Here is a 24,683-nt window from a genome sequence, read left to right as displayed (position 1 = left end):
TCAAACCAAGAAAGGATTAGTAATGAACTCTTCATTTAAGGGGGTGATTACATTGATTTGAATTACTGCAAGGCTGTTTCGTAACAAGTGTTGCAGCTAAGGATTATGAACGATTAGATCATCCATCTTAGAGTACCGGCATCAATGCGATTTTTACCGATTAATTAAGAGGAGGAATGGATTGATGTTACAAAAGTGGTATGGAAGAAAATTCTTTTTCTACAGTTTGGTTTTGTTGATTTTAGTGGGCGGTATTTCACCCTTAGCACCAAAGAAGGCATCTGCAGTGGAGGGAACAGCAGAAGTAAATTCCAACTTGGAATCGATTAAGCTGGACCCGAGCTATCAACATGAGCCATTTGATGGTTGGGGAACGGCACTTGTCTGGTTTGGGAATATTACCGGGGGCTGGCCGGATGAGCTTAGAAATCAGCTTGCTGATGACCTCTTCGGGAAAGATGGGTTGAATTTTAATATTGCCCGCTACAATATTGGCGGAGGTGATGCACCCGAGACAACTCCATATATGCGAAAAGGCGGCGCTGTCCCTGGCTACTGGAACCGGCCAGCAGAATTTAGTCCTCCGGAAGGAAATACTGATGGTTGGAAGGAACCTGAAAACTGGTGGAATCCAGCGAATCCTAATCATTGGAATTGGGACGCGGACGCGAATCAACGTTGGTGGCTTGATGCGGCTAAAGCGAGAGGGGCCGACACGTTTGAAGCATTCTCCAATTCAGCTCCTTATTTTATGACTCGAAGCGGTTATGTATCTGGGAACTGGAATTCTTGGGATGACAATTTAAAGGCAGATCAATTCGAAAATTTTGCTGCTTACTTAACTACTGTTGTCGATCATTTACAAAAGGATTTGGATATTGAATTTAAAACACTGTCTCCAACAAATGAACCTAATACAGGTTATTGGCGCGCAAAAGGAAGACAGGAAGGTTCAAATTGGTCCCCTGCATCACAGGCGAAAATCATCAATGAAGTTAAAAAGCAGTTAGATGAAAAACAACTTAGTACAGTTGTATCTGCAATGGATGAAACACACCCACAACGGTTTAGGGAAAATTGGGAGCAATATAATGCTGAAACACGCGCGAATATCGGGCAATTAAATGTACATACGTACTGGCCCGAACAGCAAATTAGTGTACGGGATATTGCCAAATCATCTGAGAAAAGGCTATGGATGTCAGAAGTAGATCTTAGTCCCGGCAGCATGGGACAAAATCATACCGATATTCGAACAGGTCTGGGCTTGTCAGAAAGAATTACAAGTGATATTCAAAAACTTGAACCAGAGGCATGGGTACTTTGGCAAGCAATTGAAGATGAAGTGAATATGGACCCAAAACACGAAAATGCAAACTGGGGACTGATTCAGGTTGATTTCGATCCTAAGGATTTCAGCAATGTAAAAATATATAAAAATAAAAAGTATTATGCAATGGGGAATTACAGTAAGTTTATCCGGCCAGGTTCCCAAGTGATTAATTCCAATAACAGCAGTACATTAGCGGCAATTAATAAAGAGGATGAATCGGTCGTTATTGTTTATACGAATAACACGACAGAGGAAAAAGCACTGAACTTTGACTTATCGGGATTTGGAACTGTACAAAATGAGGCGAAAGCTGTTCCGTATGTAACGTCATCAACGGATAATTTAGCGAAAAAAGACGCTATTAAAATTTCAAATAAGAAGTTATCTGCCACCGTAAAACCTCAATCAATTACCACTTTTGTGGTATCAAACGTATCAGGTGTGGCCCCAAATCAAGGTGTTGTCGATTTCAAAGAAGACTACAAAATAATCAATAAAAACAGCGAAAAAGTGCTGGATATTGCAAAGGATAACCAGGCGGTTGTTCAAAAAACAAAGGTTCATGAAAAGGAAAATCAGAGCTGGAAGCTTCGAAAAGTAACAAACGGTTACAGCAACAAAGAAATCTATCAAATCGTTCATCCGGCAAGCGGAAAGGTGCTTGGCGCGGTAAATGGGTCTGCTATTTTACAAGTGGATGAGAATAAAGCAAGTCAAAAGTGGATTCTATCAACCTATGGAAATGGAGAATTTACGTTTGTAAATCTCGCAGATGGTCAATTGCTTGAAATTGGCGGGCAATCGAAGGCTGAGGATGCCCGAGCAACGGTTTATAAACCGAATGCAGGTAATAATCAGGTATGGAAGCTTGTTAAGGCAGGAATCACTAAGATTGAACCGGTCGAAGTTGCCGTGCCAAAGAAAAAGACAGCACCTGCTCTTCCGCCGGAGGTAACAGCCGTCTTTGGAGATGGTGACCGGGTTTCAAAACAAGTAGTATGGGATGAAATAGACCCAGCCCTCTATGATCGTGAGAATACCTTTACTGTCGAGGGTACGGTAGCAGGTACAATAATTAAAGCGATTGCAATGGTCACCGTTTCTAAGATTGATAGTATCGAGTCTGTAAAAATTAAAACGATACCAGGTCAGGCTCCAATTTTACCAAAAGAAGTGACAGCGAAGTTAGCAGCAGGGACATTTGGTAAGGTGATGGTTAATTGGGATGAAGTAGATCCGGCTTTATACGCAGAGTACGGGAAATTTACCGTAAGAGGGAAAGTACCCGGCAGCCCAGTTAAAGCATTTGTACTAGTTCAGGTTGTAAAGCCAGCTTTGCAAAACCTAGCCTTACGAAAATCAGGTAATGAGTTCCCGAAGGCGAGCGCTTCCTTTACAGGAATGTACGACAGTGCTGCGAACATCAATGATGGAATTATCTCCAGTGCCCGTTGGACCAACTGGGATCCTAATAGTTGGAGAAAAGAAGACTGGGTTGCTATTGATTTTGGTAAAGAGGAAACCATTTCTAAGGTTGATTTCCATTTCTTCGACGATGCCGGTGGCACAAGGCCTGCTGAATCATTAATACTACAATATTGGGATGGCAGTGCCTGGATAGATCTTAAAGGAACGCAAACCGATGTAAAAGCGAACAAAGAGATCAATCTTTCGTTTAATCCAATCACTACTTCAAAATTACGAGCCGTGATGCAAGCGATGCCAAAAACTTGTATTGCCATTTCTGAATTAATGGTATGGGGAGTTGGAGAGGCAACTGTTCCAATTGTCGGGGAAGATGTATCTTTAGAAAGTATCTTAATAAATGGACAGCCGCTTAAGGGTTTTAAAAAGGGTACCTTATCCTATCAAGTTGAAATGAATGGCCGTGTGCATAAGGAACTAAATGTTGAGGCGATTCCAAGTGATATTTTTGCTAATGTTCATATTAATATGCCAGATTCCTTACCTGGCAAAGCTACAATTATTGTAACATCTGAAGATCGTAAACATAAGGAAACGTATGCTGTTGAATTTGTTAATGAAAAAGGTAAATGATTAGTAAAACAGTTAATTAATATTTTGTACTCCTAAAATTACAATAGGGGGAGCTTTTGACAGGCTCCCCTTATTTAGATAGGGATCATTGAAACTTAACTAACAAATTTAGGAAAAGGTGATGTTTTATGATGATACATACGAATCTAAAAAACAAGCAATTTCATTTAACGAATGGTCAGGTGAGTTATATTTTTAATGTGATGAAAAATGGGCACTTGGGGCATCTCTATTATGGCAATGCTTTAAGGCATCGAAATGATTTTTCCCATTTGCAAACGGTCGACGTACCAACAGCAGCAAGCTGCCATGTATATGAGGATGATCCTGCGTTTAGTTTGGAAACATTGCGCCAAGAATACCCAGCTTACGGAAACTCAGATTTCCGAGAACCAGCTATACATGTAGGGATTGAAAATGCTCCCAATGTTCCCAACTTTACATACGATTCTTATAAAATATTGAAAGGGAAGCCGTCGCTTAAGGGATTGCCCTCAACCTATATCAATGAGGCTTATGAAGCGAGCACACTCCAAATCATTTTAAAAGATGAATTTTTACATGTGGAATTAGCACTTAACTATACTATTTTTCAAGACAAACCCGTCATTACGAGAAGTGCTTCCATAAAAAACAACGGTACAGAAAAGTTGATTATTGAGAGATTGATGGGAGCATCGCTCGACCTGCCAGATAAGGATTTTATTTTTACCCATTTAGCAGGGACCTGGTCGCGGGAACGGCATGTGAAGGAGAGGAAACTCGAAATGGGTATTCAGGCGATTTCCAGTCTGCGCGGTGCTAGTTCCCATCATCATAATCCGTTTTTAGCCTTAAAGCGACCTTTTACAACAGAGCATACGGGTGAGGTTTACGGTTTTAATTTTGTTTATAGCAGCAATTTCATTATGCAAGTAGAAGTGGATCATTATGACACAGCAAGACTGACGGCTGGAATTCATCCATTTGGCTTCAAGTGGAATTTAAAGCCGCATGAGGTTTTTCAATCACCAGAAGTGGTTATGGTTTATTCGGACCAAGGCTTAAACGGGATGAGCCAGGCGTTTCATAATCTATACCGGGAGCATTTAATCCCAAATCATTGGAGGAAGGAAGAGCGCCCGATTTTGATTAATAATTGGGAGGCAACCTATTTTGACTTTAATGAGGAAAAGCTAGTTAACATTGCGAAATCAGCATCTGAATTAGGCATTGAGTTATTTGTCCTTGATGATGGCTGGTTTGGAAAAAGGAACGATGATACATCTTCGCTTGGTGATTGGCATGTTGATTTAAATAAGCTTCCAAATGGGTTAGAAAGCTTAACCAAGGAAATTTCTGAATTAGGAATGAAATTTGGTCTTTGGTTCGAGCCAGAGATGATTAGTCCTAACAGTGATTTATATCGGGAGCACCCTGATTGGGCAGTTGGCACACCTCATCAGCATACGTTGGGGAGAAACCAGCTCGTGCTTGATTTTTCAAGACCAGAAATTGTTGATTATCTTTATGAAAAAATGGCTGAGATAATTAAACGAACCAATCTTTCTTACATTAAATGGGATATGAATCGGAATATTACCGAGGCTTTTTCACAAAAATTAGCACTGAATCAGCAGGGGGAATTTTTCCATCGTTATATCTTAGGTGTTTATAATCTTTACGAACGTCTAACGAATGAATTTCCGAACGTTTTGTTTGAATCCTGTGCAGGCGGGGGCGGACGCTTTGACCCAGGAATGATGTACTACGCTCCGCAAGCCTGGACAAGTGATGACACCGATGCGATTGAACGGCTGAAGATACAATATGGAACATCTTTCGCTTATCCAGTTTATAGCATGGGCTCCCACGTATCGGCTGTGCCAAATCATCAAACCTTACGGACGACACCATTATCGACAAGGGCGAATACTGCTTATTTTGGAACCTTTGGCTATGAATTGGACCCGCTTAAGCTATCAGAAGATGAGCGGCTGGAAATTAAAGAGCAGATTTCTTTTTATAAAAAGCACCGTGGCTTAATACGGGATGGTCTGTTTTACCAGTTGTTAAGTCCTTTTTCTGAAAATGAAACGGCTTGGATGGTTGTTAGTCAGGACCAATCAGAAGCATTAGTTGGATACTATAAGGTTTTAGCAACGCCTAATTCTTTGAAACAGCAAACATTACAGTTAAGTGGGTTGAATGAAGCTAAGGCCTATCAAGTGGCCGGGAGAATTTATTATGGTGACGAACTCATGCAGGCTGGTCTTCAGCTCCCCACTGAGTTTAATGGTGTGAACAGCAGCAGTGCGAAGCGTGGAGGCGATTTCCAATCAAACGTATTTTATATTAAAAGTATAGAAGACCTTCATTTTAATGATTTATAAAAGTAATTTCAGCGAAGTAGCAAAACGTGTTAAACAGTTATGCTACTTCGCTATTTATTTTGATTCCTTTTTCCCTACTTTTTAACGATATAAGCTTCTCCAAGAATTTCATCTAGTTCATATTCGTCTGATGAAAGCTCTGCCTCGATAAATGAACGAACCTGATTTTGTTCAAGGTCATACAGGACTTCGATTTCTTTTGAGAATAATAGACCTTCTTTTTCTAGGAGATTTTTGAGTGAAGAAGGTGTCTGTGCCTGTAAAGCGTCAGATGTTCCTAGTATTTGTTCAAGACCCTTCACGTAGTATTCTAGTGGACGTGAACCTACGATTTTGACGCCTTTGTTTTCTTCGTTCACCATAATGATGGTTGGGAAGCCGCGTACCCCAAGGCTTCTGGCTAGAGCAAAGTCTTGATTTAATCGTTCGTGTCCCGCGGGTAGTTCTGCTTCTTTCACAATTGTTTCTCCATCTAGACCCAACTGATTTACGATGTTAATCAATACATGTTCATCGGCAATATTTTCATTGAAGGCAAAAACAGCTTCTCTTGCGCGCCGTAAAAAAGTTCTCGCCAGCTGCTCATCCTGCTGCTGAACCATTTTATACACACGGGATGGGATGAACGAAGAACGAACGGGATTGTCATGCCATAAGGAACCGTCAATTGGCATACGGGAGTACTCACCGACTTCTCTCCAGTGACCTGCAACATCTGCCGGACTGCCAATGCCATTGGCTACGTCAGCAAAGCCGTCCCAGCTTTCTAATAATCCCCCCATCACTGTATGCAAATCAAAATATTGTCCATACTGCTCTTCAAACTTGCGCAATACTGGTTCAAGCGCCCAGCAGTGAGAGCAGATGGGGTCCGTAACATAATAAAGTGTGATCTTCTTTTGTGGTTGGTTTAAATCGATTGTCTCAAATGTCTCATCGCCTGCTTCCCCGCAAACGCCTGTTTCTAAGTCGCAAACCATTTTGTTGTTCGTCATGTAAGTCTCCTCTTTCTTTTTCTAATTTTTGTATTGCAATGCCCATTTCTGAATAGATTCCAGTGCCGCTGTTAAGGAGTGACCCTTTTCCGTTAATTCATACGAAATAATAACTGGGGATCCAGTGACCACCTTTTTTTCAATTAATCCGTACTCGCCAAGCTCTGTTAGCTTTAATGAAAGGGCTCTGGGCGTAATATCCGGAAGGTCACGTTTCATTTCGGAAAAATGGGCTTTTCCATCGGGACAAAGTGACAGGTAATGGATGATTAATCCGTTCCACTTTTTACCTAATATTTCAAATGAGTATTGTAAATAGGGGCAAATTTCCAATATAACAACCTCCCTTATATACTTAAATATATATGATATAAAAAATATATCAAGTATAAAAATTATACTTTAATTTCATGGATTTTTTTCAATTATTTATTGGCACGAATCTTGCATTTAAAATAAGTGTGAGAACGATTAACTACACTTATTTTTTCAGGAGGTGCTTTTAAGTGGATAAAATGATTTCAATGGAGGAAGTTTCATCGCTTTTTACAGATGGGATGACGATTATGGCAGGGGGCTTTATGGGGGTTGGTACGCCTCAGGAACTGGTATCTGCGATGCTGGAAGCCAATGTGAAGGATATTACTCTGATCGCTAATGACACCGCTTTCATAGAAACTGGTGTCGGGCCGTTAATTGTAAACAGACGAGTTAAAAAAGTAATTGCCTCCCACATCGGGACAAACCCGGAAACAGGCAGACAAATGATTGCTGATGAATTAGAAGTGGAATTGGTTCCCCAAGGTACCTTGGCTGAACGTGTCCGGGCTGGTGGGTCGGGCCTTGGTGGAGTATTGACGCCAACGGGTGTTGGTACCGTTGTCGAAGAAGGCAAAGAAAAGATTACTGTCGACGGTCGCGAATTCCTGCTTGAAAAACCGCTTCGTGCTGAAGTTGCCCTTCTAAAAGCATATAAAGCAGACAAAGCCGGAAATTTAATCTATCACCGCTCCGCTCGGAACTTTAACCCATTAATGGCATTGGCCGCAGACACTGTCATTGTTCAAGTAGAGCAAATCGTCGAAATCGGGGATATTGACCCGGATGAGGTCATGACTCCGGGCATCCTCGTCGATAAAATTTTTGTGCAGGGAGGTTATCAATCATGATCAGTACATTAATCAATCCAAAACAAATCATCGCCGCTCGTGTTGCGAAGGAATTAAGGGACGGGGATGTAGTGAATTTAGGAATCGGTCTGCCAACAATGGTGCCGAACTTCCTTCCAGAAGACGTCAATGTCATCCTTCAATCGGAAAACGGCTACATCGGCCTTGGACCTTTAGAAGGGGAGATTGATCCCGATTTGGTCAATGCTGGTGGACAGCCTTCAAGTATTCTCCCAGGCGGTGCCTTTTTTGACAGTCTATTTTCGTTCGAATTGATCCGCGGTGGGCATGTGGACGTCACTGTTCTTGGCGGATTAGAAGTAGATGCAAACGGCAACCTTGCCAACTGGATGGTTCCTGGAAAAATGGTGCCGGGTATGGGCGGTGCAATGGATTTGGTTACTGGAGCCAAGAAAGTTATTGTCGCGATGGAACATATGGCGAAAAACGGGTCGTCCAAAATACTTCAACAATGCCGTCTGCCCCTTACCGGAAAAGGCGTTGTCGATATGATCGTAACAGAATTAGCCGTTTTTCGTGTGACCGAAGCAGGATTGGTACTGGAAGAACTACAAGAAGGTGTCGACCTAGAGACTGTTAAAGAAAAAACAGAGGCATCGTTTACTGTTAATCCGGCGATAGCATAGCTTCACGATAAATGTTCATGATCTGAGCGGTATTTTTACCCGAAATAAATGGATTCGCTGATAAAACTGCAGATTCGCTAATAAAAGATTGAGATTCGCTAATAAGAGGTTGAATATCGCTAATAAAACTGCAGATTCGCCGATAAATGTTAAAACTTCGTAAATAAAGGGAATTTATCAAGAAAAAAAGTACCATTTTCATAGTTTAGGCTACGAATAAAAGCACAGGAGGTTAAATTTCATGCGTGATGTTGTCATAGTTAGCGCTGTTCGGACAGCGATTGGTAGTTTCATGGGGACTTTAAGTAATACCCCTGCCGTAGAGTTAGGTGCCATTGTAATCAAGGAAGCTTTAAACCGTGCGGGAGTAAATGGTGAACAAGTGGATGAAGTGATTATGGGGAACGTGCTTCAGGCTGGTCTTGGCCAAGGACCTGCCCGCCAGGCTGCAATTAGAGCGGGCTTACCCATTGAAGCATCTTCCATGGCAATTAATAAACTTTGCGGCTCGGGACTAAAGGCCGTCCATCTTGCCGCTCAGGCGATCCAAACTGGTGAAGCTGAAATTGTTGTAGCCGGCGGAATGGAAAATATGAGTCTAGCACCATACCTTTTGATGAATGGCCGGACAGGGTACCGCATGGGCGATGGAAATATCATCGACAGTATGATTTATGATGGTCTGCAATGTGCGTTGAACTCGTACCATATGGGTGTTACCGCGGAAAACATTGCGGAGCAATATGATCTATGCCGAGAAGAGCAGGACGAGTTTTCTGCATGGAGCCAGCAAAAGGCTGAACTGGCAATTGGAGAAGGGAAATTTAAGGATGAAGTCGTTCCTGTGGTGATTCCACAGCGGAAGGGTGAACCAATCGTTTTTGATACCGATGAATTTCCACGTGCAGGCGTTACCGCGGAAAAGCTTGCAAAACTAAAGCCTGCGTTTAAAAAAGAAGGGACCGTTACCGCCGGAAATGCTTCTGGCATCAATGATGGTGCCGCTGCCTTAGTCCTCATGAGCAGGGAAAGAGCAATTGAGTTAGGCATCAAACCAATGGCTGTCATCCGTGGCAATGGAACAGCGGGAGTGGATCCGAAAATTATGGGCATTGGTCCTGTTCCGGCTACAAAAAAAGCATTGGAGAAAGCAGGGCTTTCCATCGAAGAGATCGACTTAGTTGAGGCAAACGAAGCCTTTGCTGCACAGTCATTGGCAGTCGGCCGTGAACTGCAGATTCCAAACGAAAAACTTAATGTAAATGGCGGTGCAATCGCATTAGGCCACCCGATTGGGGCCAGCGGTGCACGTGTACTTGTCACCTTGCTGCATGAAATGAAACGGAGAGATTCCCGATATGGACTTGCTGCCCTTTGTATTGGCGGCGGGCAAGGGATTGCAACGATTGTTGAAATGGAAAAGTAATTGTATGCCGATGCTTGCTTAAATTGTCGAACTGGAAAAATAATTGCAGCCAATGCCTGCTTAGATTGTCGAAATTGGAAAAGTTATTGATTTTATTCCTAATGTAGCTGGTCAAAACGATTCCGCAAAAACGGAAAAATTCCGTTTTTGCGGAATCGGATAGAGAGTAATTTCCGGATTTTCGGAATTATCAACTCCACTAGTACGAAATTATTTACCTTTAAAAACTTAGAATGCTTGTATAATAAAGGGAATATTAATATTTTTCAAAAAAATAGCCATTCTGGCATGATACTTGCAATTATATAAATGTAAGTTACCGATGAAAACGCTTACTAACCGAGGGAACTTACAAAAAATTTATAAGGGGGATTTACATGCAATTAGTTGTTATTCTATTGGCACTTGGGCTGTTAATGTTTGTCGCCTACCGTGGTTTTTCTGTTATCTTATTTGCTCCAATCTGTGCACTTTTAGCTGTCTTACTTATTGAACCAACCCATGTCCTGCCGTTCTTTTCCGGCGTATTCATGGAAAAAATGGTTGGCTTTATTAAATCCTATTTCCCAGTCTTCTTATTAGGAGCGATTTTTGGGAATGTGGTTGAAATGTCAGGCATCGCCGAATCTATTGCCAAGACGATTGTTCGTCTGCTTGGCGCGAAACGGGCGATGTTGACCATCGTCTTATTGGGCGCCATTTTAACGTATAGCGGCGTAAGTTTATTCGTAGCTGTTTTCGCTATTTATCCATTTGCCGCGCAAATGTTTAGGGAAGCGAATATCCCGAAACGGCTTATTCCCGGTACCATCGCACTTGGGGCCTTCACATTTACGATGGATGCACTTCCTGGTACGCCGCAAATTCAAAACGTTATACCGATTGCTTTCTTTAAAACAGATATTTATGCAGCACCAGTACTTGGAATCATCGGCGCGATATTTGTCCTAGGTCTTGGTTTATTCTACCTAGAGGCGAGAAGGAAAAAGGCCGAAAAAGCAGGGGAAGGGTATTTTGGATTTGGTTCAGAAAATGCCGCTGCATTGGAAAAGACCGTATCGTATGAAAAGAGTGAGCCTGTTCCGGATATAACTTCAAGTCAAACTGTATTAAAACAGATATTGGCTTTTGTGCCTTTGATTCTCGTAGGGGTTACAAATAAGCTATTCATTACCTACATACCAAAATGGTATCCGAACGGCTTTGATTTTTCCGCCATTGGTTTAAAAGCATATACAGTGGATGTGCCAGCTGTTGCAGCCATCTGGGCAATTGAAATGGCGCTTGCGGTCGGAATTATCACGTCCCTGGCCTATGATTGGAAACGGGTAACCCATAACTTTAAAGAAGGATTAAATTTAAGTATTGCTGGAGCGCTGCTTGCCACCATGAATACAGGGGCAGAATATGGTTTTGGCGGTGTTATTTCGTCTCTTCCGGGATTTGCAAAAATCAGTGATGGCATCTCTAGCACCTTTACAAATCCACTTGTCAACGGTGCCGTTACTACTAGTTCTCTTGCCGGTATTACCGGGTCTGCATCTGGAGGGATGGGGATTGCCTTAGGTGCGATGGCTGATAAATACAATCAGGCGATTGCGGCGGCTAATATTCCACCTGAAGTAATGCACCGCGTCGTCGCGATGGCATCAGGCGGGATGGACACACTTCCTCACAACGGAGCCGTTATTACCTTGCTTGCTGTTACAGGATTAACACACAAACAATCGTACCGCGATATTTTTGCTGTAACAATCATTAAAACAATAGCCGTTTTCTTCATTATTGCACTGTACACTATGTTTGGGATTATTTAATAAACGCAAAATTGCATGTTAGTCGTTAAAGGAGGAACTCGTATGAACAAGTCATTAGAAGGAAAAACAGCATTTATTACAGGTTCTGCAAGCGGGATTGGCTTAGAAATTGCAAAAAGTTTTGCACAGGAAGGCGCGAAAGTGGTTATTTCAGATTTAAATGCTGAAAAAAGCGAACAAGTGGCAGCGGAATTAACCGAGCAAGGGTTTGAAGCACTGTCGGCACCCTGTGATGTGACGAATGAGGAAGCCTACAAGGATAGTCTTGAGTTAGCCTATAAAACATTCGGGAGACTAGATATTTTAGTCAACAATGCAGGACTGCAGTATGTTTCGCCAATTGAGGAATTTCCTACCGAAAAATTTGAATTACTAGTTAAAATCATGTTAACAGCACCGTTTATCGGGATTAAAAATGTTTTTCCAATTATGAAGGAACAGGGCTTCGGAAGAGTAATTAATATGGCTTCGATTAATGGAGTGATCGGGTTTGCTGGAAAGGCTGCCTACAATAGTGCCAAACACGGAGTCATTGGTTTGACAAAGGTTGCGGCATTAGAAGGTGCTGCCCACGGAATCACGGTTAATGCCTTATGTCCTGGTTACGTAGATACGCCACTTGTACAAAACCAGCTGAAAGACCTGGCAAGAGCAAGAAATGTCAGCTTAGATCGTGTGGTTGAAGAGGTGCTATTCCCGCTTGTACCGCAAAGAAGGCTTTTATCGGTAACAGAAATTGCAGACTATGCCGTCTTTTTAGCAAGTGAAAAAGCAAGAGGAGTCACAGGCCAAGCCGTTATTTTAGATGGCGGCTACACAGTTCAATAATTGCATTCAGAGCAGAGCTGCACCTTTTTCGAAATTAAGAGAATCCTATTCGATTGCTGGAATAGGATTCTTTTATTCTGTAGGCTGTGTTAAAGAACATTGTTGATTTTGGGCACAATGTTGATTGGAGTGGAAGGCGCGAGACTCCTGCGGGAGCAGCGGGACAGGTGAGACCCCGCAGGCGCTTTAGCGACGAGGAGGCTCACCGCCCGCCCCGCGAACCGCTCGCGCCTGGAACGGAAATCAACATTCACTTTTAACACAGCCATTCTGTAAAATGCAGGCAGCAGCCAATCCTTTTTTTGGTATAATTAACTTACTAGACGTGAAAAGGGTGAGAAAAGATGAACCTAGGAATGGAAGCAATCCCTTATAATTGGCACGAGCAAATCATTAATCTTTTAGCTGAACGAATCGTTGTAGTCGATCGTGACGGTATTATTCTCTATATAAATGAAGCTTATTGTGAGTTTTTGGGGACGACTGTTGAAAAGGCCATCAACCGCCCCGTCCAGGATGTGATTGAAAATACACGTATGCATATCGTCGCCAAAACTGGCCAAAAAGAGCTGGCAGCCGTTCACCCGATAAACGGGAGTGAAATGGTTGCAAACCGCTTTCCACTTATCGAAGATGGTGAAATAGTGGGAGCCTTGGGAACGGTCATGTTTCGCAATCCTGAGGAATGGCGAATGTATAAAACTAAGATTCAGAATCTAGCAGAAGAACTAAATTATTATAAAACAAAAGTGGAAAAAGATTTGAAAAGTAAGTACCATTTTAATAGTTTAATCGGAAACAGCACTACATTTCTTGCCACCAAAAAGCTGGCTGAACGAATTTCTGCCAATAATTCCTCTGTTTTATTGATAGGAGAATCAGGCACTGGCAAGGAATTGTTTGCCCATGCCATCCACAACAACAGCATGCGCGCATCCTTGCCATTTGTTGCGATCAACTGTGCATCGATTCCTGAGGATTTACTAGAATCAGAACTGTTTGGATATGAGGATGGGGCTTTTACAGGCGCCAAAAAAGGCGGAAAGAAAGGGCAGTTCCAAGTTGCCAATAACGGAACTATTTTTCTTGATGAAATCGGCGACATGCCGCTTGCCATGCAAAGTAAGCTATTAAGGGTGCTGCAGGAAAAAGAAATACAGCGTATTGGCGGACAAAAATCGATTGATGTTGACGTAAGAATCATTGCCGCAACCCATCGCGATTTAGAGAAGATGGTGGAGGAAGGGAAGTTTCGCCAAGATTTATACTACCGATTAAATGTTATCAAAATCGAAATTCCGCCCCTGAGGAAACGAATAGAGGATATTCCGTTAATTTCCCTGAGTTTGTTGAAAAAACTAGAAGGTAAGTTTTACCGTAAAGGAATAGAGCTTTCTTCGGAGGTTATAAAAAGACTCATGCAGCATACATGGCCAGGGAATATTCGCGAACTTGAGAATGTGTTAGAGCGGGCAATCAATGTATTAGATGGAAGAATTATTGACTTGGCCCATCTGCCGTTATATTTACGAGATCAAGAATTGGAGAATAACTGCGTAAATGAAACGAATACATATATTAAACCTTCAACACCTTCAACGATTAAACCTCACTTGCCGGTTTCTCCATTGAAGGAAACGTTGGCCAAAGTTGAAAAAGAAGCCTTTTTAAATGCACTGGATGTCACGAATGGAAATAAACAGGAAGCGGCTAAGCTGCTAGAAATAGGTAAAACTAGTTTCTATGAGAAATGCAAACTGTACGGGATTAACTAGTATAGACTGCAGCTTGATGCAGCTGTCAATCAATATAACACAGGTATAAGCGCCGGAGTGCTTTTTGTTATCCTACCTTTGACCTAAATTAATTACTGAAAAGTTTATGACATATGGAAATAATACTATCTATCGTTTATGATAAAAGGGAATATTATGAAATTAATGATGCCATGGGGTGGGATTCCGTTGAATCTTCTAGACTACATTATGAATCTCTCAATTTTTTCGCTAATGGTTAGTATACCACTAGTTATCCGCTCATTTAATAAACTGAGACCACTCAAGCGGGTTCAGCTTTGGGGCGGAATATATGGAGGGATTGTCTCCTGTATCCTCGTAATGTTATCTTTCCAACAGCAAGGCTATACCTATGACATCCGGTACGCGATTGTTATTTTGATATTTGCCTATCTGGGCCCAATGGCAGGTCTCATTACCGGGGGTTTTGCATTAGCTGCACGATTGTTTGCCAGCGGTCATTGGACGCCAGCTATTATTGGCTGGACCGTCATCATGATTGGTTTTTCAATCATTCATTTGTACGCAAAACGGCTCACCTCAATAAGAAAATGTGTCTATTTATATGGAGCTTATGTTGTTATCTATGTAATTACTGTACCAATTATTTTTAATGTTTTTCGAGATAAGCCGCTCTTTCATCTCCAATACGTGCTGTTTGTTATGATAGGGGTAATTATTGGCGGCTTACTAATTGAATCCTACTTACAGCTGTATCGAATCATTACCGAAAAAGACCTTATGGAGGTATCCCTAGCAGAAAGTGAGGCAAAATACCGGCTGATTGCTGAGAACACCTCCGATTTGATAAAGGTGATGGATAAAGATCAGTTGATTAGTTACTTTTCACCATCCCATGAGCAGGTTTTGGGCTACCAAAACAATGAACTGGAAAGGGTGGAATTATATAAATTAATTCATCCGGATGATATCTTTATTTTTCAAAATACGATTAAGGCTCTTTTTGAAAAAAAAGAATCTCAATCGATGGAATTCCGTTTTAAACATAAGGATGGACGTTGGATTGAATTTGAATCCCGCTGCATGCCGGTCCGTGGAGAAGCAAATTCCATCGAGTATATCGTGATGATAAGTCGGGATATTTCTGAACGGAAAAAGGCAGAGGGATTTCTATTACAATCTGAAAAGCTGTCGATAGTCGGGGAGTTAGCGGCAGGGGTGGCACATGAAATTCGAAATCCGCTGACGACGATAAAAGGATTCGTCCAGCTTTATAAAGCGGAAAACAGTTCAATCGTCTATAACGATCTGCTTCTAAATGAGCTGGAACGGATTGAAACGATTACAAGCGAGCTGCTTTCATTGGGAAAGCCTCAGGCGGTCCAGCTTAACCGGGCGAATTTACGGGAATTAATCGAGAAAACGCTCGAATTACTTTCCCCAGAGGCTCTAATGAAGGATATTCAATTTAACCAGAAGTTCGAGGAAGCCGCTTTTTTTATTACCTGTGAGAAGAATCAGTTAAAACAAGTATTCCTTAATGTATTAAAAAATGCGATGGAAGCGATGCCTGGTGGTGGAGATATTTCGATTCAGCTGCGAAAAGGGTCGGATGATGAATGTATTATCTCTATTCAAGACCAAGGCTGCGGTATCCCGGAAGAACTGCTGCCACGCTTGGGAGAGCCTTTTTACACCTTGAAGGAAAAGGGAACAGGCCTCGGTTTAATGATCTGCAAAAAAATAATAAAACAGCACCATGGCAGCATCACCTACCAAAGCAAAGAAAAAGAAGGAACCCTAGTCCAAATTAAACTGCCGATGGTGAAATAGGTAGAATGCAACAAAAAAGGCGATCATCCACGGGTCGTTTTTTTTTTATGAATTTTAGTAAAATTTTTAGTAAAATAATTGAAAGATTTTACTGAAGGGAGTAAAATAAAGTGTAAGATTGGTATTTATTAGAAGGATTGTTCACTAAAAGACAGTTGGAGGAAAGATTATGAATTTCACAACTCTTAATCAAACATTTTTGGACTTGTATCATGTATTGCCGAGACAGGCCTTTTTTGCCCCCGGGAGGATTAATTTAATTGGTGAACATACTGATTATAACGGCGGTCATGTTTTTCCCTGTGCGATAACCTACGGGACCTATGCAGTTGCGAGGAAGCGTGAGGACGAACTTATCCGCCTATACTCAGCTAATTTTCCTGACCAAGGAATTATTGAATTTAACATTAGTCAGCTGGAATATGATAAAGAAGATAATTGGGCTAATTATCCGAAGGGGATGATCCGCTATATCCTTGAGGCGGGATACGAGATTCCGTCTGGATTTGAGTGTGCGATCCACGGGAATATTCCTAATGGTGCCGGGCTTTCCTCATCCGCATCAATAGAATTAGTAACGGGAGTCCTCGTTACTGGCTTGTTTGGGATAGAGATTCCACGAGTTGAGTTGATCAAGCTTGGAAAGAAGGTCGAGAATGAATTTATCGGCGTCAACAGCGGCATTATGGATCAATTTGCAGTTGGGATGGGAATGAAGGATGCCGGGATTTTACTGGATTGTCAGACACTTAAATATGAGTATGCACCAATCCAGCTTGAAAATCACAAAATCATCATTATGAATACGAACAAACGCCGCGAGCTGGCTGATTCTAAATACAATGAGCGCCGAAGTGAATGTGAGGCGGCCCTTGCTCAGCTTCAGCGAAAGCTTCCAATTGAAGCGTTAGGCCAGCTTTCGGAAGTAGAATTTGCTGAAAATGAATCGTTGATTACCAATGAAACTGTTCGCAAACGGGCGAAGCATGCGGTTTATGAAAATGCGAGGACGCTCCAGGCATTAGAGAAGCTGAAAGCGGGAAATTTAGCGGCGTTTGGACAGCTGATGAACCAATCGCATATTTCTTTACGTGACGATTATGAAGTGACCGGATTAGAACTTGATAGTTTGGTAGAAGCTGCTTGGAACCAGCCAGGCGTCATTGGAGCGCGGATGACGGGTGCCGGATTTGGCGGCTGTGCCATCGCGATTGTTGAAAATGATTCGGTCGATAGCTTCATTGCTAATGTGGGTGCGGCCTATCTTAATAAAATTGGCTACGAGGCAGCTTTTTACGTCGCCAGCATTGGCGACGGTGCAAAGGAAATTGAAATGGAGGAGACGGTTTAAATGAGTGAACTCGTTGTAAACGGTGCAGGTGAAGCGAAAAATGATTAATCAATTAGTTCAGCAATTAGTTCATCAAGCGCTTGCTGCAGGATTAATCGAACGGGAAGATGAAATCTATGCTCGCAATCAGCTCTTAGCACTGCTGCATTTAGCTGATTTTAACGAAATGGAAATGAGTGAGGAAATTGAAATTCCTGATTTACTCGAGCAAATTGTTGACTATGCCTGTTCGCAAGGAATAATTGAAAATCTTTTTGATGAAAAGGAAATTTTTTCGAGTAAACTAATCAACTGCTTTATCGCGCGCCCGTCCAGTGTTAATCAGCTTTTTTTTGAAAAATATCAACAGGATCCGCTAGTGGCAACAGAGTATTTTTATCAATTAAGTAAGAATAGCAATTACATTCAGATGAAGCAGATTAAAAAGAATATCGAGTATAAGGCTGAGACAGAGTACGGTGCAATCGACATAACGATTAATTTATCGAAGCCGGAAAAGGATCCGGTGAGTATCGCGCGCGAACGGGCGGCGGAAAAAACGAGCTATCCGAAATGTCTGCTGTGTATTGAGAATGAAGGGTATGCCGGGAGAATCGGGCACCCGGCCCGATCCAATCACCGGATGATTCGGTTAAATCTCTTGGAAGAGACATGGTATCTGCAATTTTCACCTTATGTGTATTACAACGAGCATTGTATTGTGTTGTCTGAAAAGCATACCGATATGAAACTCAGTCCGGTGACTTTTGCGCGGCTTTTAACGTTTGTCGAGCAATTTCCTCATTATTTCCTTGGTTCTAATGCCGATATTCCGATTGTCGGCGGTTCGATTCTTTCGCATGAACATTATCAAGGCGGCAACTATGAATTTGCGATGGCGAAGGCAGATTCTGACTGGGCGTTTGCGATGGGAGGGTTCCCGAATATCGAGTGTTCCGTTGTCAAATGGCCGATGTCGGTTATTCGACTGCGCTCAGAACGAAAAGACTCATTAGTGGAAGCAGGGGCTCATATTTTAGCAAAATGGAAAAATTACAGTGATGAAGCGGTCGGAGTTTTGGCGAGGACTGGCGAGATTCCGCATAATACGATAACCCCGATTGCCCGCAAAAAAGGAGATTATTTCGAATTAGACTTAGTATTGCGCAACAACCGGACGAGTGAGGAGCATCCACTGGGAATTTTCCATCCACATCCCGATGTGCAGCATATTAAAAAGGAAAACATTGGCCTCATTGAGGTAATGGGCTTGGCTGTCTTACCCCCACGTCTAAAGGATGAGCTTGAAGACGTGGGAAATTACATCCTTGGGAAAACTACTGAAGTGGCTGGTTATCATGTAAACTGGGCGGAAGAGTTAAAAGCCCGCTACCAAGCGGTTGCCAGTGAATCAAATGTAGAAGGTCTGGTGCGGGAGGAAGTCGGGAAGAAGTTTTTGAAGGTATTAGAGGATGCGGGTGTATTTAAACGGGATGCAGCGGGAGCGGCCGGATTCCGGCGGTTTATCGAATCATTATAGTGGAGGATTTTTGGTAGGGGCTTGATGTTCGTAGAATCTCGTCTGGAATTTGTTGAATCGCGCCTCGTATATAAAGGAAATTTATGACCCAATGAAATAATGGAGTGAACTATTGATGAAAATACAAGAAAGATTATTCGGCATGTATGAGGGTGAGTCCGTTATTGAGTATACTCTTGCCAACGATTCAGGCATGACAGTTTCATGTCTGAATTACGGCTGTGTGATTACCAAAATCGTCGTCCCTGACCGTGACGGGAACTTTGAAAATGTTGTGCTGGGTTTCGAGGAATTTGATGATTACCTCCAATGGTCCCCGTACTTTGGAGCTGTTGTCGGCCGTGTGGCGGGAAGAATAAACGGTGCTAAATTTGCGTTAGATGGAAAAGAATACAGGCTGGCAGCTAATGAGGCTCCTAATCACTTACATGGCGGGAACAAGGGCTTTAGCTCAGTGATTTGGAGAACGGAAAAATTAGTGACAAACGATGCTGTGGGTGTGAAGTTTTTTTACGTTAGCCCTGATGGTGAAGAAGGCTATCCGGGTAATTTGACAACAAGTGTCACCTATCTGTTAACTAATGAAAATGAACTATGCGTCACCTTTGAAGGCAGAACCGATCAAAAAACATTGCTGAACATGACGAATCACTCGTATTTTAATTTAAGCGGCGATTTGAAACGAGATTGTTTGGAACACAAGCTTCAACTGGAAAGCGATCGCTTTTTGGAGCTGGGGGACGATCTCATTCCAACTGGTAAAATGATGGACGCATCAGGCACCCCATTTGATTTTTATCAGGAGCGAAGCTTAAGGGACGGGAAGAATTCAACGCATCCACAAAATGTGCTGGCCGGAAATGGCTATGATCACCCGCTTGTTTTTGCAAAAAAAGGTGAAAACACGATTGTTTTACGTGATAAGGAAAGCGGTCGGGGGCTCGCGGTTACCACGAATCAGCCATGTGTGGTCCTATATACCTCGAATCAATTAATGGGACCCTTCTCTATTTCAGGTGTTCCGGCAAGAAATTATTTAGGTGTTTGCTTGGAAACACAAGGTCTGCCTGACGCGATTCATCATCCGGAATTTCCAACTGTCATTTTAAACCCAGAGGAATTATACTATTCAACAACAACGTACCAGTTTTTCACTGAAAAATTAGGAGAATAGAAATGGCGACAATTAAAGATATTGCAAAAATGGCAGGCGTTTCGATTGCGACGGTATCCCGCGTGCTGAATTATGACACCACCCTTTCAGTCAGCGATGATACCAAAAAGAGGATTTTTGAAGCTGCCGAGGAACTATCGTATAAAAAGAAACCGGCACGAAAGCAGGAGGCGGGAAAAATTGCCGTTTTGCAATGGTATTCCGAAAAGGAAGAGCTCGAAGATTTATATTACATGTCTATCCGGCTAGGGGTTGAAAACCGCTGCCTTCTGCAGGGGCTTGACACGGCCAAGTTTTTTCAAAACAACTATGAGGCTTTAAAGGAGGATGAGATTCAGGGGCTGATTGCCATCGGGAAATTTAGCAGTCAGCAGGTGGATGAGCTGGTTAAAATTAGCGGAAATATTGTCTTTGTCGACACTTCTCCGGATGAAGACCGGTTTGATTCAATTGTGATTGATTTTGAAAAGGCGACGAGTAAAGTACTCGATTATTTTATTGAAAAAGGGCATAAGCACATCGGTTATCTCGGTGGCAGAGAGGGGTTTAAAGACAATACCTCTATCATCGAAGATCCAAGAGAACGGACATTCAAACGCTATTTTGCTGACAAAGGGATGCTGAACGAAACTTTTATGTACCAAGGTACCTTTTCTGTTGATGACGGGTATTCTCTGATGAAACGGGCAATCGAGGAGCATGGCGATAACCTGCCGACTGCCTTTTTCGCTGGGAATGATTCTATTGCTGTAGGAGCGCTCAGGGCATTGCTAGAGGAAGGGATTTCTGTTCCTGATCGCGTGAATATTATCGGTGTCAATGATATTAGTGTCTCCAAATATGTCTTTCCTGCGTTAAGCACGATAAAGGTGTATACCGAGCTCATGGGCGAAACCGCCGTAGACACACTGATAGAGCGAATCGAAGGCAGAAAGACAGCCAAGAAAATATTTATCGCCACCGAACTCGTCATAAGAAATAGCAGCTTCTAACCCGGAGTGATTATAATTGTAATATGGGTGAACCGGTGGCGGTATACACCGCCACTTACGTATTGTGTGCTTTAGGCCCATTAGACAATCGTTTGCTTATGGTTTCAGTAAACCGAAGAGTAATAGTGGAAAGAATAACATAAAACCAAATATCCCACCATACTAAACTATGGAGTATTCCGGCTTCTTGAAGCATGAAGTTTGCGGCATACATGCAGCTGGCAGTGACAACATATTTCAGCCAGATTGGCATGATATGAACCTTCGAAATCGCAACATAGAAGAGGCAGGAGCATAGATAAAAAGCCGCTGCAAAGGCAGTTGAATCAGAGGAACGATTTTCAAACCAGCCAAGTTGATAATATCGATTTGAGAATAACATCATGGGAAGAAATTGAATGGTCCCCGAAAAGGGTCCGATGATTAAAAATAGCAGCAAAGTATGACGGAATCCTATTAATGGACGAGCCATTTTTTTGTACCATACCTTTGCCAAGGTAAAATAAACAGGAAGTCCAAGTGAGGTGTATCCTATCTTCCACCAATTGTGGAAATAAATGTTGAGTTTTAAAAACAGCCACTCAATCGCCGCAAATATCCCTATTATTAATCCAATCCAGAGCCAGTTTTTTCGATAAGAAGCAATGAAGACCGCTGCTGCTGGTAATGCCAAGGCGTTTGATGCAATTGCCCCTAAATTGCTATCATAAATAGGATTGTTCTTGATTAAATCAGGATAATACTGATAGCTCCTTAAGAAATTATAAATAACAGCTTCAATTCCGTAACCAAGTCCAACCATGGCTATAAAAAGAAGCAAACTTCGGCGGAATCCTTTTTTGAAGCAAATATAAATGAGCAGAAGAAGACTAAGAATAGCCAATCCTAAATAAAAAAGAGAATTAATGCTCACAAAACTTCACTCCTTCCAAGGAGATAACCTCTTAGAATAGTATCATTCCAAATGGGGAACTTATTCTTATTTCATTACTGCTTTATTGCGGAATAGAAATTCAGAAGATTTCGACAATGATTTGGATGTCTTTTCGAAAACCCATTGATTTCCAAAAAATATGATGTTATCATTATCGTAATTATAGAGAAATGGAGGTTTTCCCTGTGTATTATTGCAGATTGCGATTCCAAATTTTGAACCGTTAATTGAATAACGTTCAAATCTCTGCCTGCTGTGCAGAGTAAATGGGATTGGTCTGCCTATTTTTAGGGAAACCTTTATCTTACGGTAAGTGAAAAAGCGGGGACCCCGCATCAAGTCTACCCTCTTTTTTGCTGTCTTTAAAATAAATGATAGGAAGAATGCATCCTTTACTTGTTCTTTGCCATCGTAATAAAGAACTTGTTTAGGTTATTTTTCAAACAAAACCCACTAACAAGCCAGAAAAGGTCAATACCTTATCGGCGTTTTCAAGATGGTTTTTTCCATTTACTTTAGCACAGGCAGAGGTCTGTGTTTTTTTGGGCTATTTTTTCAAAAAGAATGGAGGAATTCAACCATGAAAGGAAATCGAAAAGCGCTTTTAGTAGGTGTCAATATCAAGCAGCAAGCGGACTTTTCCTATTCGATGAAGGAATTGGCGAACCTTGCCGCCGCTTGTCACATCGATTCAGTCGCTGAGGTTACGCAAAATTTAAACAGGATAAATAAAACTCATTATATCGGTACTGGAAAAATTGAAGAAACGCACCGACTCCTTGAAGAGATGGATGCAGAATTAGTCATTTTTAATGACGAGTTATCCGCCACGCAGATTCGCAATCTTGAGCAAGAGCTGGGCAAAACAGTAATCGATCGGACGATGCTGATTTTGGATATATTTGCGTCAAGGGCCAAAACGAGAGAGGCACAGCTTCAGGTGGAAGTGGCGCACTTAAAGTACATGCTCCCAAGGATTGTTGGCCAGCGCGAATCGTTAGGGCGGCAAGGCGGCGGTGTCGGACTTAAAAATAGAGGGGCCGGTGAAACCAAATTAGAGCTGGACCGCAGGAAAATCGAAGCAAAAATCGTGGTCTTGAATAAGGAATTAGAGGCGCTCGTCGCACAGCGGGAAACACAACGCAATCAACGCAAGAAGAGCGGTGTACCGCTAGTTTCCTTAGTCGGCTATACGAATGCAGGCAAATCAACGATTATGAATGCACTGCTAAGAAAATCCCATCAATCCTTCAATAAACAAGTGTTTGAGAAAGACATGTTGTTCGCGACCCTTGATACATCGGTTAGAAAAATAAAACTGGCCAATCATCAGCCCTTTTTGCTTTCTGATACGGTCGGATTTGTTGATAAGCTGCCGCATCATCTCGTCAAAGCCTTCCGGTCGACTCTGGAGGAAGCAGCAACAGCGGATTTATTGATTGTTGTCGTTGATTTTTCAAGTCCTAATTATCAAAATCTAATCAATGTAACCAATCAAACGCTAAAAGAGATTGGGATTGAAAATGTTCCTAAGATTTACGCTTATAATAAAGCGGATTTAGTTGATATTGAAATTCCGCAGTTGAAGGGCGAAAGTCTGTACCTTTCGGCGAAACAAGAAGTCGGAATCGAGGAATTAGCCGAGCTGATCAGCGAACGTGTTTTTAAAAATAAAATCCATTGCGACATGCTGATCCCTTTTGACGGCGGCCGATTAGTTTCCTACCTTAACGAGAATACGAATGTGCTTGCAACCAGCTATGACGATAACGGCACAAAGCTAACCGTGGAATGTAATCAAAATGATTTTGAAAAATATCAGCAGTATGTGATCTAGGGACGAGGGGACACCTCGTCCCTTTTCAATAGAAAGAGGGACTATGCCTGTCCCCATGTCCCGAAATATGGCAGCAAAAAAATGAAACTATTTTTAAAATCAAACAGTATATATGTAGAGATGTTTTTTTATATTCCTTTCAGAATTAGGGGGAATCAGGATGAGTATTATTTCAAGATTTAATGATATTATGGAAAGCAATATCGACGCAATATTGGATAAGGCTGATGACCCAGATAAAATGATTAAGCAGTATTTAAAAAAACTTAACAGCGATTTAGGGAAGATAAATGCGGAAACGGCATCAGTGGTGGCTGAAGAGCAGCGGGCAAAAAGGGCATTAAATGAGTGCCACGATGATATGGAAAAAATGGAGCGCTATCGTCTCAAGGCATTAGAAGCCGGTAATGAAGGGGATGCGAGGCGATTTCTCGAAAAGAAAGCAGCTTTGGCGGCAGAATTATCGCAATTGCAAGCAGCTTATCAACTGGCTTCATCGAATGCTCAGCAAATGAAACAAATGCACAACAAACTGATCGCGGATATCGGTCATCTACCCGGGGAAGAGAGGATAAGAACCTTGTCCCAATTCGATAAATAGAAAGAAAGAGAGACAAGGTTTACCTGACCCCATGTCCCAA

At 42.0% G+C, this 24,683-nt stretch carries 17 protein-coding genes and 1 pseudogene; 15 read left to right on the top strand and 3 right to left on the bottom strand.

The genetic code is table 11. The features are described from left to right. Positions 1 to 184 precede the first annotated feature (184 nt). Both ACFVSW_RS07635 and ACFVSW_RS07630 read left to right on the top strand, forming a co-directional pair. Complete coding sequence (locus ACFVSW_RS07635) at positions 185 to 3,391, top strand: glycoside hydrolase (RefSeq protein WP_387314217.1); 3,207 nt, start codon at positions 185 to 187, stop codon at positions 3,389 to 3,391. A 128-nt stretch (positions 3,392 to 3,519) separates the two neighbouring features. Beyond that, positions 3,520 to 5,763 carry an alpha-galactosidase gene (locus ACFVSW_RS07630; RefSeq protein ID WP_387314215.1) on the top strand — a complete coding sequence of 748 codons (2,244 nt, stop codon included), beginning with the start codon at positions 3,520 to 3,522 and terminating at the stop codon, positions 5,761 to 5,763. A gap of 74 nt (positions 5,764 to 5,837) precedes the next feature. Here ACFVSW_RS07630 and ACFVSW_RS07625 read toward each other — a convergent pair whose 3' ends face one another. After that, the gene (locus tag ACFVSW_RS07625; protein WP_387314213.1) at positions 5,838 to 6,758 is read right to left on the bottom strand and encodes a DsbA family protein; all 921 of its coding nucleotides are present in this window, start codon (positions 6,756 to 6,758) and stop codon (positions 5,838 to 5,840) included. 21 nt (positions 6,759 to 6,779) lie between these two features. Continuing rightward, positions 6,780 to 7,091, bottom strand: coding sequence for a winged helix-turn-helix transcriptional regulator (locus tag ACFVSW_RS07620; protein ID WP_387314211.1), 312 nt, complete (start codon positions 7,089 to 7,091; stop codon positions 6,780 to 6,782). A gap of 182 nt (positions 7,092 to 7,273) precedes the next feature. Here ACFVSW_RS07620 and atoD point away from each other — a divergent pair, with 182 nt between their 5' ends. The 11 genes from atoD (at position 7,274) to ACFVSW_RS07565 (ending at position 21,271) form a co-directional block, all read left to right on the top strand. Then, positions 7,274 to 7,927, top strand: a complete 654-nt coding sequence (gene atoD, locus ACFVSW_RS07615) for an acetate CoA-transferase subunit alpha (RefSeq protein WP_387314635.1) — start codon at positions 7,274 to 7,276, stop codon at positions 7,925 to 7,927. Further along, a complete protein-coding gene (locus ACFVSW_RS07610; protein ID WP_387314209.1) occupies positions 7,924 to 8,574 on the top strand; it encodes a 3-oxoacid CoA-transferase subunit B in 651 nt (216 codons plus the stop codon). The genes atoD and ACFVSW_RS07610 overlap by 4 nt, the downstream gene beginning before the upstream one ends. 241 nt (positions 8,575 to 8,815) lie before the next feature. Beyond that, positions 8,816 to 10,000: an acetyl-CoA C-acetyltransferase gene (locus ACFVSW_RS07605; RefSeq protein WP_387314207.1), complete on the top strand. Its 1,185-nt coding sequence runs from the start codon at positions 8,816 to 8,818 to the stop codon at positions 9,998 to 10,000. 377 nt (positions 10,001 to 10,377) lie between these two features. Next, on the top strand, positions 10,378 to 11,817 hold the full coding sequence (locus ACFVSW_RS07600) for a GntP family permease (protein WP_387314205.1): 1,440 nt from the start codon (positions 10,378 to 10,380) through the stop codon (positions 11,815 to 11,817). A gap of 42 nt (positions 11,818 to 11,859) precedes the next feature. After that, on the top strand, positions 11,860 to 12,645 hold the full coding sequence (locus ACFVSW_RS07595; protein WP_387314203.1) for a 3-hydroxybutyrate dehydrogenase: 786 nt from the start codon (positions 11,860 to 11,862) through the stop codon (positions 12,643 to 12,645). Between the two features lie 344 nt (positions 12,646 to 12,989). After that, positions 12,990 to 14,420: a sigma-54 interaction domain-containing protein gene (locus tag ACFVSW_RS07590; RefSeq protein ID WP_387314201.1), complete on the top strand. Its 1,431-nt coding sequence runs from the start codon at positions 12,990 to 12,992 to the stop codon at positions 14,418 to 14,420. Between the two features lie 156 nt (positions 14,421 to 14,576). After that, the gene (locus tag ACFVSW_RS07585; protein ID WP_387314200.1) at positions 14,577 to 16,235 is read left to right on the top strand and encodes an ATP-binding protein; all 1,659 of its coding nucleotides are present in this window, start codon (positions 14,577 to 14,579) and stop codon (positions 16,233 to 16,235) included. 169 nt (positions 16,236 to 16,404) lie between these two features. Further along, the gene (locus ACFVSW_RS07580) at positions 16,405 to 17,586 is read left to right on the top strand and encodes a galactokinase (protein ID WP_387314198.1); all 1,182 of its coding nucleotides are present in this window, start codon (positions 16,405 to 16,407) and stop codon (positions 17,584 to 17,586) included. A 40-nt stretch (positions 17,587 to 17,626) separates the two neighbouring features. Then, a complete protein-coding gene (gene galT, locus ACFVSW_RS07575) occupies positions 17,627 to 19,105 on the top strand; it encodes a UDP-glucose--hexose-1-phosphate uridylyltransferase (protein WP_387314196.1) in 1,479 nt (492 codons plus the stop codon). 115 nt (positions 19,106 to 19,220) lie between these two features. Next, entirely contained in the window at positions 19,221 to 20,279 is a 1,059-nt protein-coding gene (locus tag ACFVSW_RS07570; RefSeq protein ID WP_387314194.1) for an aldose epimerase family protein, read from the top strand. A 2-nt stretch (positions 20,280 to 20,281) separates the two neighbouring features. Then, positions 20,282 to 21,271 carry a LacI family DNA-binding transcriptional regulator gene (locus ACFVSW_RS07565; protein ID WP_387314192.1) on the top strand — a complete coding sequence of 330 codons (990 nt, stop codon included), beginning with the start codon at positions 20,282 to 20,284 and terminating at the stop codon, positions 21,269 to 21,271. Between the two features lie 55 nt (positions 21,272 to 21,326). On the opposite strand, the gene ACFVSW_RS07560 is transcribed toward ACFVSW_RS07565, so the two are convergent. Beyond that, positions 21,327 to 22,184 (bottom strand): hypothetical protein, encoded by an 858-nt coding sequence (locus ACFVSW_RS07560; protein ID WP_387314190.1) that lies wholly within the window; start codon positions 22,182 to 22,184, stop codon positions 21,327 to 21,329. A gap of 601 nt (positions 22,185 to 22,785) precedes the next feature. Between ACFVSW_RS07560 and hflX the strand changes: the two genes are divergently transcribed. Next, the gene (hflX, locus tag ACFVSW_RS07555; RefSeq protein WP_387314188.1) at positions 22,786 to 24,042 is read left to right on the top strand and encodes a GTPase HflX; all 1,257 of its coding nucleotides are present in this window, start codon (positions 22,786 to 22,788) and stop codon (positions 24,040 to 24,042) included. Between the two features lie 160 nt (positions 24,043 to 24,202). After that, positions 24,203 to 24,598: pseudogene (locus ACFVSW_RS07550) on the top strand (PspA/IM30 family protein); the annotation flags it as partial. Between the last annotated feature and the right edge of the window lie 85 nt (positions 24,599 to 24,683).

Source organism: Neobacillus sp. NPDC058068 (assembly GCF_042885335.1).
GTDB lineage: Bacteria > Bacillota > Bacilli > Bacillales > Cytobacillaceae > Neobacillus.
This window is presented reverse-complemented; position numbering and strand designations above follow the sequence as displayed.